Here is a 13,691-nt window from a genome sequence, read left to right as displayed (position 1 = left end):
TCCGGCTGATCTTGTGGATCGTCGGGGCCCGGCCGGAAGTGGAACCAGCCGAGGAATTCCCCGGTCGTCTTCTCGAGCGCGGCCCAGAACCCGTAGCCGGGAAAGCGCTGATAGTAGTCGAGGAATGCCGGGAGGAAGTCGCCTTCTATTTCGCCCCGGGAGGTGGGGATTCCGCCGGTGATGTACCGCATCACGCGCGGATCGCTGTCCAGTTCCACGAGTAGTCCGGCATCGTCGGGAGTGAACTGCCGGAGTAGAAGTCGTTCGGTCTCCAGGAAGGTGCGCATGCAGACATTCTCGCACCGGGGGAAGACCCGTCACACCGATTTACGGGTGAATTGCCGTCGCTGGACGAGCGTCTGGAACTGCGGTTGCGGCTGCATCTTCGACACCAAGGAGTCCCTGGACTGAAGTGGCCGGCGTCGCCCTGCAATACCAGGCTTCAGGCACTGTTCCCGGGAGTGTAGTAATTGTGCACGTCGTGGAAGGTCAGCTTGGGAGGCCCCGCGAAACCGGCCTGCACGCTGAGGGGCATGATCTTTTCCTGAGCGAAGGCATCGAACTGCTCTCGGCTCTCCGAAGGCGATATGCCGGAGTGTACTTACATCGACGTGGCCTGCGGCATCATCAGCGTTCACGCTAGGCGTTGGCCGACGGCCAGGTGGAGACGCAAATGCAGGTCTCGCGTGGGCGGTCACGGGCTGCGCGGGGTCGCTGCGTCAGCATCTCGTTGGCACCGGCGTCCGGTTACTGCCTATCGCTCCAGGCCACGTGTATACGCCGTTGTGGGAGGAAGCGCCCGACGCGGCCATGGTGCCGGAATCGGTGGCCGGGGCTATGCTGTGGGCCCTGGCGCAACAGGCCGGGGTCGATGTCTCCGAGGTTGTGATCCGGGCGACCGGGCAGGTTTCTTGGTCGATCAGGAGGGGTTCTGCGTTGCGCCGCCTGGGCGGGGGAGCGGGTGCAGGGCACGGTGACGTCGCTGGGCTCTGGTGCGCTGCAACCATCCGTCCGTTTCACGGCTGTTGGGTGAAAGGATGTGGGAATGAGCGCTTTCGAGATCCGGCGACTGGTTGTCGGCGACCTTGCTGCGGCACAGTTCATGTTCACACTGATGGCGGAGGTCTTCGGCGAGGGCAGCGAGCCGCTCGGTGATGACTATGTCGACAGGCTCCTTGGTGAGGACTCTTTCTGGGCCCTGGGAGCGTTCGCCGGGCCCGATATAGTGGGTGGCCTCACGGCACACCGACTGCCGATGACCCGATGTATGGCGTCGGAGCTGTTCATTTACGATCTGGCCGTACATCCGGACCACCGGAGGCAAGGCGTCGGCACCCGGCTCGTGCGGGAGTTGCAACGCGCCGCGGCACAGATGGGCATTAATGAGGTCTTCGTAGCGGCCGACAACGAAGACGAGCACGCTCTCGACTTCTATCGTGCTGAGGGAGCAGCCGGCTCTCCGGTCACCATTTTCAGTTTCAGCACCCGTTAGGGCCGTATCCCTTTGAACCGGAGACGGTGTTGCCGAGGACTCCGGGGCGACCAAAGTGGGGTGTGTACATTGGCCACGCTTCGGGCTTCGGGCTTCGGATCGGGTCGTACTCGTGTCGGATCGGGCAGGATTCCGCTTCTTTCCGCGGAGGGCCAGTGTTTGCGCGGGAGGGAATGCAGTTCGAGTCCCACCTCGGGCACAGCATTCCCCCTCGTCAGAGGGGGGGTTCGCTTTAACGTGTGTACATTCTCTGTGGTCAGGTCCCTCTGACACTGGCCGCCACGCACGGCACCAATTGCAGCCGACCTGGCAGCAGGTCCTGTCCGCCGGCTTTAGCTGTTCACTGTCCGCGGACTCCCGCGTTCTCTGGCATGGGTGCGTCGGGCGTCACTGGAGCGCGGACTGCGGCGGTGATCAGGGTGGACATGACTTCGACGGCGTCATCGTCGGAGAGCCCGTTGTCATGGCAAAGTGATCGCCAAGTCCAGAAGGAAACCGCGTGGCTGAGCGTGGCGTTAAACCGGGAATTCCTGTTCGGCTCGGGGAACGGCTCGACAAGAATGCTCCGGAAGTGGGCGTTCGAGGATTCGAGGGCCGTGCGGCGTGCTTGGGGGAGCGCATGCCAGTCCGCATAAATTCGGGTGAGCATGGCCTCGCCGCCGCGGTAGAACCGGTACAGATCGGATAGGCCAACGGTCAGGCGTTCCAGTGGGTCGGTGTGCCGGGACCATTCCTCGGGGTCCGGCAGTTGCTGCTGCGAGAGCCAGTGTGAGGAGCAGGCGGAGAATAGTGCCTCCTCGTCAGGAAAGTGGCGGTAGACCGTCAGCCTGGTGACACCAGCCTTTTCGGCGATGCCCGCGATCGTGGTGCGGGCCGGCCCGATGGAACCGTGCAGGGTCACGGCCGCATCGACGATGCGCTGGTGAGTGCCGCTTATCTTTTCTGTCCGCTTGCTCATTTCGTAGCGGCGGCTCTTGGACGAACGGTGGTGTTCACTCAATGTATTGACTCGGTTCCTTCCTGGGCGGACAATTTCGGTAAACACCATTGTATATTGAAATTGGAGGGGTGGTCTGTTATGGACCTTGAAAGGGCTCCGCGGTTGACAGTTGTGCTGCCGGGCCACGGACGGGAGGGCAGTCTCGGAACAATCGGCGTTGTCTTCAAGCTTTTCGGCGAACACACCAATGAACAGCTCTCGATTGTGGAGCACCCGTTCCCTGTCGGGGCTCTGGTCCCCCCGCACACTCATACGAGGGAGGACGAGTACTCGATCGTCCTTGAAGGCGAGATAGGGTTCCGGTCCGGCGATCGTGAGGCGGTGCTCGGAGCCGGGGGCTACATCACGAAACCGCGGGGGGAGCTCCACACGATGTGGAATGCCGGCAAAGTGCCCGCCCGGATGATTGAGATCATCAGCCCGGCCGGGTTTGAGCATTTCTTCTGGGGACTGGCCGATCACTTTGAAGCCGGTCCGCCGGATCCCGAGGTCATTGGCAAAATGGCCGCCGAATACGGGCTTCAGTTCGGTGAGCCGCCCTGGCTGCCGGACATCATCGCCCGGTACGGGCTCACACCTCCGATGGGCTGACACGGGCCCAGGCGCAGAGGCCCGCCCTTCTGTTTCAAGGCGTCCGTGGTTTGCCATTGAGAGCTTCAGTTTAGGCCTGGGTAACCACAGCGGCTCAAGGAACTGGTTGACGACGACCGGGGATAGCCGTTTTGCTATCCCTCCCGTTTCTCCCGTTGGAACGCCCTCACTGCTTCGCTCACTGTCGGGTAGAAATGGTCGGGAGAGAATCGGGAGCCCATGCCGTACTGCAACAATCTGTCTTTGACCGGGTCCTTGAGCTCGGCGAATACCAGGTCCACACCGTGCCGGTCCAGCCATTCGTCAAGCTGCACCAACTCGTCCAGTGCAGTCGTGTCGATTCCCGTGACTGGTTCGGCCGCGAGCACCACGCGTTCAGTGCCGTCCCCCGCCTGGTCCAGTTCGTTGCGCACGAACGATCCCAGCAAGGCTCCGTTGCCGAAGAACAGCGGTGCATCGAAGCGCAGGATCAACAGGCCGGGGATGCGTTCCCCATCCGGATGACGGCTCACGTCGTGGTACCCGGGAATCCCTGGCACGTCCACCAGCTCAGCACGGTAGGGGTCCCAGGCCTGCCGTAGGAAGTCCAGGATCGCCAAACCGATGGCAACGGCGATGCCCGGGAGGACGCCCAGTATGGTGACCCCCAAGAATGTCGCGAGCATTACCAACGATTCACTGTGGCTCATGCCGATGAGCCGTCGCACACCGGCCGGGTCGGCTATGGCGGCGGCTGCGGCGATGACAATGGCGGCAAGGGTTGTGGCCGGCAGGAACTCGGTGACGCCGGGCGCCACGAGCATGAAGCCGAGCACCAGGACGGCGCCTGCCGCCCCCGTGAGCTGGGATTTCGCCCCGGACTCGACTGCCACCGGCGTACGGGACGTGCTGGCCGACACCGGGAAGCCGCCCAGTAGCCCGGTGGCAGCGTTCGCCGCACCCAAGGCTGCCATTTCATGGTTGCCGGATACCCTGCCGTCCTCTGCGGCCGCCAGGGATTGGGACAGAGTTCCGGTATCAACGAAGACGATGAGGGCGATCGCGGCGGCGGCGGGCAACAGTGTCAGGACATCGGCCCAGCCAATTCCGCCCAGCGCCGGTGCAGGGAGCCCCTGCGGGAGGGCACCTGTGACCTTCAAACGCTCTTGGAGACCCAGCAGGGCCACGGCGATGCAGGACACAACCACCGCAATGAGTACGCCCGGAACCCTCCATTTCAGCCGGCGGGGAACCCAGATGAGCGCCAGTGAGACCAAGCCGAGCAGCAGTGCCGTCAAATTGGTCTCGCCGGCAAGCACCTTCGGCGCTGCGGCGATGAGTTTTTCCCAGGCTGTACTGCCTTCTACGGAGATCCCCAGGAGGGTGGGAAGCTGGGACACGGCCACCAGCAAGGCGATGCCGTTGAGATAGCCGAGCCGGATGGGCTTCGACAGCAGTCCAGTGACGATGCCCAATCTCAGCACTGAGCCGAGCAGCAAGATGCCGCCAATCAGTATGGCCAGGAGTCCAGCCAGGGCCACGGATTTCTGCTCGTTATCCGCGGCCAAGGGAACCAAGGCTGCAACGATCATCGGGGCGAGCGAGGAATCCGGCCCCAGCACCAGCACACGCGATGGCCCGACTGCTGCGTAGACAAGCAGGGGCACTACCGTCGCGTACAGGCCGGTCACCGGTGGAAGGCCGGCGGCCTGGGCGTACGCCATGCCCGCGGGGACCAAGATTGCGAAGAGCGCGGCGCCGGCCACCAGGTCGTGGCGCAGCCACTCGATCCTGTAGCCACGCAAGGCTGGCGGGACCGCCCAGAATGGAATCTTTCCGGATCGGCGCATCTTCCGATCATGTCCCATCATGCCCCTGCTCGCCATCCATAATCGGGCGAACTCAGCCTTGCGCGGGACCAGGACTCGATGATCGGATCGTTGCACCCCAGCCATCGACGGTCTGCGTCGGCACGGCAAGGGCTCCCCACACTCCCGGTCGTTCCCTGGCAATTGTTGTCAGGAACGCCCCTGAGGCAAACTAATGATTTTGTCTCAGGAAGGGAACAACAGGCGCGCGACGACGCTCATCGCGTACCAGCCCACGACCCCAAGGGCGCCCAAAATAACAATGGAAACTACCCAAAACCGGACGGAGCGTTTCGACCTCGCGTTTTCATACACAACAACCACCCCACGTTCAATCGGGAAACGTCGGAACGCATCCTGCCAGGGGCACCTTGCAAAAAGCTTGAATCGACACGGGGCCGATGGTCACTCGCTAGTTGATTGATGCAGAGCTGACGGGACTGACGAAACGGAGCCTCCACGACAACATCTCTTAATGTGGGTTCACGGCATGATGTACCAGCAAATCCTCGCCAAACTCGGCAAAGTTCCCCGCGGGGAACGAGGAAGAGAGAGGTGCCTCTGACCGAGGCCGGGATCTATGCCGCTGCCCTTCGGCTCATTGACGCGGACGGGGTCGAGGCGCTCACTATGCGCAAACTCGCGACTGCGCTCGATGCGAACCCGATGTCGCTGTACCACCACGTGCTGAACAAGGACGCCGTGCTGCGCGGTGTGGCCAGAATGGTCGGCACCCAGTTCCGCACCGTGGCGCGGGAGGGCGCTCCCTGGCAGGAGCGCATCCGCCTGCTCGCCACGGATTTCCGGACCCTGGCGCACCGCCACCCCAAGCTCATGGGCTACTCGTTCAGCCACCAGGCGGACTTCATCCAGCCCGAAGACCCGTTCTTGGTTGCGCTCACCGCGATCCTGGACGCCGCAGGGGTGCCGCGCTCGGAGCTCCCGCAGTTCACCGCTCTCGGGGGCGTCGTCATCACAGGAGTCGTCACCGCCGAACTCAATGGCGCGCTCCGCCGGTGGTCGAGCCTCAAACTCCCCACTGTCGGCGAAGACGGGCTCACCGTTCCAGGCCGTGACGTCCGCGTCTTCCGCCTGACGCTGGACACAATCATCATGGGCCTGGAAAGCCGACTCGCCGCCGACGGTGACTTCCAGGGCGCCGACCATTGATTGTGCAGTCCTATAGCGTTGCAGCCTCAGAGCGCCCGTGGTCAGGTGGCTCCCGGGCCAGAGGAGGAAAGAAGAAGCGATGAACACTCCGTTGCACCTGCGCTGGGACGAATCAGGCCGGCAGGAGCTCCTCGCCAGGGCTGAAGCGTTGCTCCAGCGGCGCGGACGGTGCCTGCTTGGAATAGCCGGGGCGCCTGGTGCCGGAAAATCCACCATCTCTGAATGGCTGCTGGAGCATCTGCTCACCAACCATCCCCGGCAGGTCGCCCTGGTCCCTATGGACGGATATCACCTGGCGCAGTCGCTGCTCGAGTCCCGCGGGCTGGAGCACCGCAAGGGCGCTCCGGACACTTTCGACGGCGTCGGCTACGTCGCGTTGCTCCGCCAGCTGCGCTCGGAGACTTCGCGGGAGATCTTCGCGCCGGTCTTCCGCCGCGAAGTCAACGACGCGATCGCCGGGGCCATCGCCGTCCCGCCGGAAATACGCCTGGTCATCACCGAGGGCAACTACCTGCTCTTTGACGAGGCCCCATGGAACGAGGTCGCATCTCTCCTGGATGAAACCTGGTTCGTGGAACTCGACCAGGACGAACGCCTGCGCCGGCTCACCGCCCGGCACCTGAAGTTCGACAACGACGCCGCCATCGCCGAATGGCGTGCAACCGGCAATGACGAACGCAACGCCCGCCTGGTAGCAGCAGGAAACCAGCGGAGCACACTCGTCATCGACCACACACCCGCGACCCTCTCGGCACCCGGCCTCGAATAGCCGGAAACCGCGCCCCGGCTTCACGGCGGCCGGGTTTCCAGCATTCTCGTGGCCTGCAGCGGTTCCGCGCCACCCGGCCGCTCGTGGAACTGCAGGTGCAGGAGATCGACTCCCACCGCGGGCGCGACGCGCTCGAGCGAAGGGAATTGGACGTTGCCATCATCCGTCGGACCGTAACGGGCCGGCGCCTGAAGTCGGTGCCGCTACGGCGGGACCATTTTGTGGTCGCCATGCCCGAAGACCACAGGTTGGCGGGCGGTGAAGGGCCGGTCAGCCTCGCCGAGTTACGGGACGAGTCATGGGTGTGGCTGCGAAGGCCCGTCTCCCCGGACTACCATGACGAACTCGTGGCAGCCTGCCGGCAGGCAGGTTTCAGCCCCGAGGCCCAGCACTACGCCAACTCCATCAACTCCCAACTGGCCATGGTCAAATGCGGGCTGGGAGTAACACTCGCACCCGAGTCCTCTGTCAGACAGCAGCCCCAGGACCTCGTCTGGCGGGAGCTGCGCAGGCGCGTCGACCTGGTGGAGCTCTCCGTCGTGGTCCGCTCGGGAGACCACGAACCTCTCGTCGAACACTTCATCGCCTGCTCCGCCCCTGAAGGGGACCGCGACGGGGCCGAGACACCCATCAAAAAATTGGTGCCGCCGGCCTTCAGCAAGGATGGAATGCGTGGGTGTGATCCGACAAAAGGGACAATCGGTAGCCGGCTTCGGACTCTCGGAACTGAACGGCACAATGACGGCCCGGCGTGCCGCCGTTCCTGTTTATTCCAGTCACGCCGGTCACCATTGATCAGGCCAGTATCTGTATCGTCTTTTCCCGCAGCGCCAGTGCGGGCGGATGGTCTCGCAGTGGGGGACCCGGCTGGCCGGTGGCAGATTCAGCTGGAGGAGGCAGGCCGGCCGGGGCGGGCCAAGTCGGTCTGGATCTTGCGGATGATCGAGGCGACGATTCCGGACGTCAGAAGTCCTGGCCCCAGCGGACCGGCGGAATTCCCGCCCAGCGGTGGCAGGCGCCGGAGCGCGGACCGGGCTTCGGCGCTCATGTGCTCGAGTTGCCAGTGGACCTCGTCGTCGATCGTCTGGGGCCGATCGGGCGCCGCCAGTCCGGCCGCTTTCGCGGCATACGCGGCTGCTCCCAAAGCGTGCGCTCCCATGTGGGCGACGGCGGCGGCTTGCGCGGCAGACCGGGCGGCAGCCACCGCGGCAGGGCGATTGACCTCGCGTGCGGCACGGCCAGCCACAAACCGTCGGCGGATCTCTTCGGCGGCACTTAGCTCACCGCGAGCGAAAGCCCGGGCTCGGGCGATGGCGTCGAGGGGGCGATCATCTGCCGGCGCCTCTGCCTCAAATAAGGCCACGACCCGCTCGGCGCAGTCTGCGGCCCAAGCCGCGACGATACGGCGCTCGGCCTCCCTTAGCGTCTGCGGAGAAGCCATACCAGTACCGTACACACGGCTCACAGTCCGATCGGCTTACGGGCAGCGCGATGCACGCGAATCTCGATCTCGATACTTGGGCATGTCTGGACTCTCGGCCGGAACCCTGGACATGATTTGCGTGCGCCGGACCCTCCTCTAACGCAATGCGGCCTGTTCCGGCCCACGTGCGGGGACTTGGGTGGTTGCATGAACAGCCGAATATGGGCCTTTGGGCGACTGAATCCAGCAAGCGGGGAGGCTGCGCTGGAGGTCTCTACCGGGCGGGTCGCAACATGGTTTCCGATCGGATTGCGACAGAATCGGAATCGGGTTCATCGGGTGTTCAGCCTGTGGACCCACTGACGGTAGCGGAAACTCCCAGGCTGGCCATAGTCGACTTGAATCGATCGACCGCCACGACGAAAGCGGGTCATTGTGGGCATCTTCAGGAAGAAGTCTCCCGAATCGGAAACGCCTGATTCGCACCTCACGTTCTTCACGGTTTCAGGCGCCAACAATTTCCGAACGATCACGCGCGAAGTTTTCGCCGAGTTGGGACTCGAAGTCCATGTTCAGCCTGGTCACGCTGTCGATGACTCCGGGCGTGAATTCGGATTTTGGAATGTGGCCGCCGCTTGTGCTGACCAGCCGCAATCCGTGTGGCGGGACCTGATACGCGAACATCTTCAGCGCGTTCTGGTGGGCTTCGACGGACCCGATCCGTTCGACATCCTTGACCCTGCTGACGTAGCGAGGCAGACTTTCGCACGCCTTTATGATGAAGCGAGCATGCCAGGGATCGACGGCTACCCGCACAGGGAGTTCGCGCCGGGCATCGTCGAGATGATCGCGCTCGACCTCCCCGACACAGTTTCGGTTTTCAGTCACAACAACGCAAACAAGTTCGGCGGGTTCGAAGCCCTCAGAACCCAGGGGATTGCGAACCTTCGCGGGCTGGAAATCGAAGAACTCGAAACCCTCCCTGCACCGGGAGGGGGCTCGTTCACAGTTCTACTAGGTGAATCTGTTTACACCGCGAGCCGGGCTCTCCTTCTTCCCGACTTGGCCTCAGAACTTATGGGCAAGCGCGTCCGAGAAGAGTTCGGCTGGCTCATGAGCGTCCCGAATCGACACCAAGTCGTTTGGCACATCATCGAAGACGCCACCGTCATTCCAGCGGTTAACGGAATGGCCCGATTCGCCGCCATGGGATACAGCGATTCACCTACACCGGTGAGTCCGCACGTCTTTTGGTGGAACGGGACGAGCTACGAGCAACTTACCGAGGTATCCGACGATGGTGGCCTGGCGATACGAGTAAGTCCAGCATTCCAGGCCGTCCTGGAATCGATAACTGCGGACAGATAGAGACTTCCTCGAGGAGTCCGATACGGCACGCGAGAAAACGGTTGTGGCTCCGTCTCGCGATGGGAAGAATAATACTCTCCATGACCAGCAGTGAGATCGGTAAGAGGGAAGCCCAAAAGATGGCCATGCGCACTGGCGCACCTGTCGACGTCGCCCCTACTCTGCCGGAAGCCATGACCGGCAGGGCAAGCCCCGCGAAAGCGGCGGTCGGCGACAAGCCGGTCTTCGCATATATCGCCAGCCTGCCACAGCCGCAGCGCGGTATCGCCGAAATGGTCGACGCTTTGGCGGCAAAGACGCTGCCCGGCCTCCGGCGCTCAGTGAAGTGGGGCATGTCGTACTACGGTGTCGGCGATGGGTGGTGCTTCAGTTGCGGCGGTTTTGCTGGCCACGTCAAGCTCATGTTTGTTAATGGCGCGGCGCTCGAGCCTGTACCGCCGGTGACACCGGTGGGGATGGGTAAGTCGACGCGGGGTGTGGAGCTCGAATCCATGGACGACGTCGACGAACGCCAGATCGCGGCGTGGATGAAGCAGGTCGCGTCCGTGCCGGGTGTCGGGGGCAAGAAGCGTTGAACCGGGGGCTTACTCCGGGGCCGCGCAATGCGAACCGCGCACAGCCTCACCTTTTAGTCGCTTGGTAATGTCCCACGCACAAGTCCCTCCCACTGTTGCGCACCGTGACCGCTTTCGCGCGTCCTTTGAACAGTCTTGGCCCTGCGTCCTGCCAGCCAGATGGCCACGGCATTCGTGGCCACGATCAGGCCAACGCCAAGCCACTCGTGGAGGACGAGAACCTGGCCCAGTACCAAGATTCCGGAGAGCGCGGCGAGGATGGGGTTGATGCTCATAAAGACGCCGAAGAAGCCGGCCGGTACGCGCCGAAGTGCGAGGAGATCGGCGGCGTAGGGCACAACGGAGCAAAGAACGCCGGCAGTGACGGCGTATAGAACCGCCTGACCGGTAAATACACCGTGAGCAAAGAGGAAGGCCGCCACGGGCAGGTAGAAAACCAGTGAAACCAGCGACCCCGCGGCAGGGGCTTGCAGGCCGGGCAGCCGCTGCCCGGCAACCCTGTTCAGGAGGATGTATGCCGCCCAGCACGCGGCGGCGGCCATGGCGATGGCAACGCCGGCTAAGTCGCTGCTCGGCCCGGGCATGACGAGAATGAATACTCCCAACCCAGCGGTGAGCCCACACGCCAGATCCCACCTGCTCCTCGATGACAGCAGTGCAACCGCCAGGGGACCGAGGAATTCCAAGGTGACGGCAAGGCCGAGCCCGATCCTTTCGATTGCCAGGTAAAGGCAGATATTCATTAGCGCCGTGGCCGCTCCCAGCAGAAGTACGGGCCACCACTGTCGTCGGGTAAACCGATGAAGGGGAGGCCGGGCAACCGGAAGGAGCACCGCGGCAGCCACAAGCTGCCGCACTGCCACAACGCCCGCCGGCCCGATCAACGGAAAGGCGTGCGCGCCGATCCCGGCGCCGAACTGATTGCTGACCCCGCTTCCCGTCATGGTCAGCACACCACGAAGAACCGACGCCCCGTTCTGGTCGACGCCGGAGACGCCTGCCCGGTCTGCACCCTGCGCTGAATTAGCTTCCATAGGGCTAAGTTTCCGAGCAAAACCTTCGGCGAAAAAATGTGTTCAACGAGCGTTCTATACGATGAGCGTATGAATGTTGAACTGCGGTACCTCCGGGCACTGGTGGCCGTGATCGACGCCCAGACCTTCACCGACGCCGCCATCGCTCTCGGAACGTCCCAGGCCGCTGTGTCCCGGTCCGTCGCAACGCTGGAACGGACACTGGGTTTACGGATTCTGCAAAGAACTACCCGCAACATCACCCCCACGGCAGCAGGGGAACGGATCATCGAGCACGCGCGGCGGGTCCTGGACGAGGTCGCGCTCCTGGAACGGGAAGCCCGTGGCCACAGCAGAGAGCTCAGGGTGAGTTACGCATGGTCCGCGCTCGGCGGCCGGACCGCGGCCCTGCAACGCAAATGGGAAGAGACCCACCCCGACGTCCGCCTCGTATGGGTACAGACAAACGCCGCCGCGGGCGGGCTGGCGGACGGATCCGCCGACGTCGCTGTTGTCAGGCGCCCGCTCAGTGACCACCGCTTCGCTTCCATGCCGATCGGAACGGAAGCACGCTACGCGGCCATGGCAACAGCGGATCCTCTGGCCCGGAGGCGCTTCCTGCGCATGGCGGACTTCGCCGGCCACACGCTCGCGGTCGACCACCGCACCGGAACCACCACCCAAGAACTCTGGCCCGAAACCGCCAGGCCGACATCAGTCCGGCTCGTGCAGGGGGTCGACGAATGGCTCATGCTCATCTCCACAGGACAAGCCATCGGCATGTCCTCAGAGGCCACCGCTGCACAGAATCCACGACCCGGCATCGCGTACCGGCCCGTCCGCGATGCCCCGCCAATCTCCGTGTTCCTTGCCTTCCGGCGCGACGATCCCTCAGCCCTCGTCGCAGACTTTGCCCGCCAGGCCCAGGAGGTTTTCTTATCCTGAGGACCCGGCTCAAACGGTGCCGAGTCCGCAGTGATTCAGCGTGGACCAAAGGCCGAGACTTTGAATTGTTCCGCCAAAATAGGTGGCGGGCCCCAAATTCGTGCCAGTGGTGCCGCTCATCAAGCTGAGAACGATCGAGGTATTCGGCCGACCAACCGAGGACCTAGTGGCGCAACTTCGAGCGAAGGCACAGCTCCTTGGCTCCGGAACCGTCATAGTCCGTGACGTTCACGCCGGCTTCGCCCGGTTCACCCGCGGCTAGCCTTCTCTGCCGTACCGGTTCCTGACCGGAACGGAGATCGACTGGCGCCGCTGGGCAGCTCGCCGTCGGTGCGGAGGATGCCGTCATCGGGCCGGGCGACTCACTGTCTCAACTCCTGCGCGGCCCGTTCCGCAAGGACGGCGATGGCCAGGGAGAAGCGGCCAGGTAGCGGCGAAAGTGCCAGACGAAGCCAGATGGCGTCCGCGTATGCATCGAATCGGCCCGGACTGACGTGCAGTTCCTCGGCGGCGGCCAGCACCTGGGTATGAGCCGTCAGATAGCGTGCGGGCGTCATGCGGTTACGTCGTAGATGAAGCTCCAGATGGACATCCAGACCGGCCAGATCCCGCGCGGCCTCGGCCCGGGCCGTACTGTCGAAGTCCAGCAATCCGGGCGGGATGTCGCCGTCGGGAATGATGATTTGCTTGTCGTAAAGGTCTCCGTGGGCCCATACGATCGGATCCGGTGCCGTCCGGAGCAGGTTCGTGGCCACTCGTTCCGCGGCGGCGCGCAAGGCCTCGCGCTGAGACGACAGCTCCGGGACGTTTTCATTGTGCCGCAACCAGTCGTCCACCCGTCGCCACATCTTTGTGACTTCCCACTCTGGTGGGCGGAGCGGAAGGCTATCAAGGACGCTTTGTGCTGCGGGACCAAAGGTGCCGTTGAGTTCCGCGACCCAGGCGCGCGACCATTTCTCCCACGCCCTGGCGAACGCTTCATCGCAGGCGGCGCCCTGCTCCCGGCCCAGCTCGTTCAGAGTCGGTCCCGCGATGGCGCTGAAAACGAGGACGTCCTCCCGGGAGCTCTGACGGAGCATTCTGGGTGTTGTGAAGTTGCCGTCCAGGAGGACGTCCATTTGTGCGCAGCGCTCGGCCGGTACGACGGCGCCGCCAGGGCCGAAGATCTTTATGTAGCAGCCATCCGCCCGGACGACCGCCTGGCGGGAGGGCCAATATGAAATCAATTCCCCCTTCTGTGCTTCCTCCCGCAGGGCGGGCAGTCCCGGATCGTCCAACGGGAGAAGCTCGAACTGCCCCTGACGCAGGTGGGCCCCCCGGACGCCGGGCCGTCCCGGTGCCAGGACTTCCAGGACAAATTCTCCCGGCGTCTCGTCTGGCCACGCCCGCTGAACCATCCAGGAGGTGCCGGTGTCGTCGTCGGCAGTCGTCGGAACGGGGGAGGGCCAGTCCATGGAATCAATTCCAGGATCCGGCGGAGGCGCCATGCTCCGTCCAT

Annotated in this window: 13 protein-coding genes and 1 pseudogene; 8 read left to right on the top strand and 6 right to left on the bottom strand. The window is 63.8% G+C overall.

The genetic code is table 11. The features are described from left to right. On the bottom strand, positions 1-287 hold a 287-nt coding region (locus AC1DXI_RS18405), incomplete at its 3' end, for a GNAT family N-acetyltransferase (protein ID WP_476939812.1). Positions 288-1,045: 758 nt separating this feature from the next. On the opposite strand from AC1DXI_RS18405, the gene AC1DXI_RS18400 reads away from it, so the two are divergent. Beyond that, positions 1,046-1,492 carry a GNAT family N-acetyltransferase gene (locus AC1DXI_RS18400; protein WP_476939811.1) on the top strand — a complete coding sequence of 149 codons (447 nt, stop codon included), beginning with the start codon at positions 1,046-1,048 and terminating at the stop codon, positions 1,490-1,492. 340 nt (positions 1,493-1,832) lie between these two features. Here AC1DXI_RS18400 and AC1DXI_RS18395 read toward each other — a convergent pair whose 3' ends face one another. Beyond that, entirely contained in the window at positions 1,833-2,492 is a 660-nt protein-coding gene (locus tag AC1DXI_RS18395) for a TetR/AcrR family transcriptional regulator (RefSeq protein ID WP_476939810.1), read from the bottom strand. Between the two features lie 111 nt (positions 2,493-2,603). Between AC1DXI_RS18395 and AC1DXI_RS18390 the strand changes: the two genes are divergently transcribed. Further along, positions 2,604-3,083: a cupin domain-containing protein gene (locus AC1DXI_RS18390; protein ID WP_476939814.1), complete on the top strand. Its 480-nt coding sequence runs from the start codon at positions 2,604-2,606 to the stop codon at positions 3,081-3,083. A 134-nt stretch (positions 3,084-3,217) separates the two neighbouring features. Here AC1DXI_RS18390 and AC1DXI_RS18385 read toward each other — a convergent pair whose 3' ends face one another. Continuing rightward, complete coding sequence (locus AC1DXI_RS18385; protein WP_476939809.1) at positions 3,218-4,912, bottom strand: SulP family inorganic anion transporter; 1,695 nt, start codon at positions 4,910-4,912, stop codon at positions 3,218-3,220. A gap of 573 nt (positions 4,913-5,485) precedes the next feature. On the opposite strand from AC1DXI_RS18385, the gene AC1DXI_RS18380 reads away from it, so the two are divergent. The 3 genes and pseudogenes from AC1DXI_RS18380 to AC1DXI_RS18370 form a co-directional block, all read left to right on the top strand. Beyond that, positions 5,486-6,100: a TetR/AcrR family transcriptional regulator gene (locus AC1DXI_RS18380; protein WP_476939808.1), complete on the top strand. Its 615-nt coding sequence runs from the start codon at positions 5,486-5,488 to the stop codon at positions 6,098-6,100. Positions 6,101-6,179: 79 nt separating this feature from the next. Next, positions 6,180-6,869 carry a nucleoside/nucleotide kinase family protein gene (locus AC1DXI_RS18375; protein ID WP_476939807.1) on the top strand — a complete coding sequence of 230 codons (690 nt, stop codon included), beginning with the start codon at positions 6,180-6,182 and terminating at the stop codon, positions 6,867-6,869. Beyond that, positions 6,866-7,447 (top strand): annotated as a pseudogene (locus tag AC1DXI_RS18370) (LysR family substrate-binding domain-containing protein); the annotation flags it as partial. The gene AC1DXI_RS18375 and the pseudogene AC1DXI_RS18370, both read left to right, overlap by 4 nt. 305 nt (positions 7,448-7,752) lie before the next feature. Here AC1DXI_RS18370 and AC1DXI_RS18365 read toward each other — a convergent pair. Then, a complete protein-coding gene (locus AC1DXI_RS18365) occupies positions 7,753-8,310 on the bottom strand; it encodes a putative immunity protein (RefSeq protein WP_476939806.1) in 558 nt (185 codons plus the stop codon). Positions 8,311-8,727: 417 nt separating this feature from the next. Between AC1DXI_RS18365 and AC1DXI_RS18360 the strand changes: the two genes are divergently transcribed. Next, positions 8,728-9,660: a hypothetical protein gene (locus AC1DXI_RS18360; RefSeq protein ID WP_476939805.1), complete on the top strand. Its 933-nt coding sequence runs from the start codon at positions 8,728-8,730 to the stop codon at positions 9,658-9,660. A gap of 80 nt (positions 9,661-9,740) precedes the next feature. Continuing rightward, a complete protein-coding gene (locus AC1DXI_RS18355) occupies positions 9,741-10,235 on the top strand; it encodes a DUF1801 domain-containing protein (RefSeq protein ID WP_476939804.1) in 495 nt (164 codons plus the stop codon). A 53-nt stretch (positions 10,236-10,288) separates the two neighbouring features. Here AC1DXI_RS18355 and AC1DXI_RS18350 read toward each other — a convergent pair whose 3' ends face one another. Beyond that, entirely contained in the window at positions 10,289-11,179 is an 891-nt protein-coding gene (locus AC1DXI_RS18350) for an EamA family transporter (protein ID WP_476939813.1), read from the bottom strand. Between the two features lie 159 nt (positions 11,180-11,338). Here AC1DXI_RS18350 and AC1DXI_RS18345 point away from each other — a divergent pair, with 159 nt between their 5' ends. Beyond that, on the top strand, positions 11,339-12,193 hold the full coding sequence (locus AC1DXI_RS18345) for a LysR family transcriptional regulator (RefSeq protein ID WP_476939803.1): 855 nt from the start codon (positions 11,339-11,341) through the stop codon (positions 12,191-12,193). A gap of 362 nt (positions 12,194-12,555) precedes the next feature. Here the strand turns inward: AC1DXI_RS18345 and AC1DXI_RS18340 are convergent, their stop codons facing one another. Continuing rightward, complete coding sequence (locus AC1DXI_RS18340; RefSeq protein ID WP_476939802.1) at positions 12,556-13,647, bottom strand: phosphotransferase; 1,092 nt, start codon at positions 13,645-13,647, stop codon at positions 12,556-12,558. Positions 13,648-13,691: the final 44 nt, after the last annotated feature.

Source organism: Arthrobacter sp. P1_H7, assembly GCF_056405215.1.
This window is presented reverse-complemented; position numbering and strand designations above follow the sequence as displayed.

What these genes read in the sequence shown, in the direction of transcription:
- AC1DXI_RS18400 (WP_476939811.1), top strand. Translation starts at nt 1,046, where the DNA reads ATGAGCGCTTTCGAGATCCGGCGACTGGTTGTCGGCGACCTTGCTGCG.
- AC1DXI_RS18385 (WP_476939809.1), bottom strand. Translation starts at nt 4,912, where the DNA reads ATGCGCCGATCCGGAAAGATTCCATTCTGGGCGGTCCCGCCAGCCTTG.
- AC1DXI_RS18375 (WP_476939807.1), top strand. Translation starts at nt 6,180, where the DNA reads ATGAACACTCCGTTGCACCTGCGCTGGGACGAATCAGGCCGGCAGGAG.
- AC1DXI_RS18365 (WP_476939806.1), bottom strand. Translation starts at nt 8,310, where the DNA reads ATGGCTTCTCCGCAGACGCTAAGGGAGGCCGAGCGCCGTATCGTCGCG.
- AC1DXI_RS18355 (WP_476939804.1), top strand. Translation starts at nt 9,741, where the DNA reads ATGACCAGCAGTGAGATCGGTAAGAGGGAAGCCCAAAAGATGGCCATG.
- AC1DXI_RS18350 (WP_476939813.1), bottom strand. Translation starts at nt 11,179, where the DNA reads ATGACGGGAAGCGGGGTCAGCAATCAGTTCGGCGCCGGGATCGGCGCG.
- AC1DXI_RS18345 (WP_476939803.1), top strand. Translation starts at nt 11,339, where the DNA reads ATGAATGTTGAACTGCGGTACCTCCGGGCACTGGTGGCCGTGATCGAC.
- AC1DXI_RS18340 (WP_476939802.1), bottom strand. Translation starts at nt 13,647, where the DNA reads ATGGACTGGCCCTCCCCCGTTCCGACGACTGCCGACGACGACACCGGC.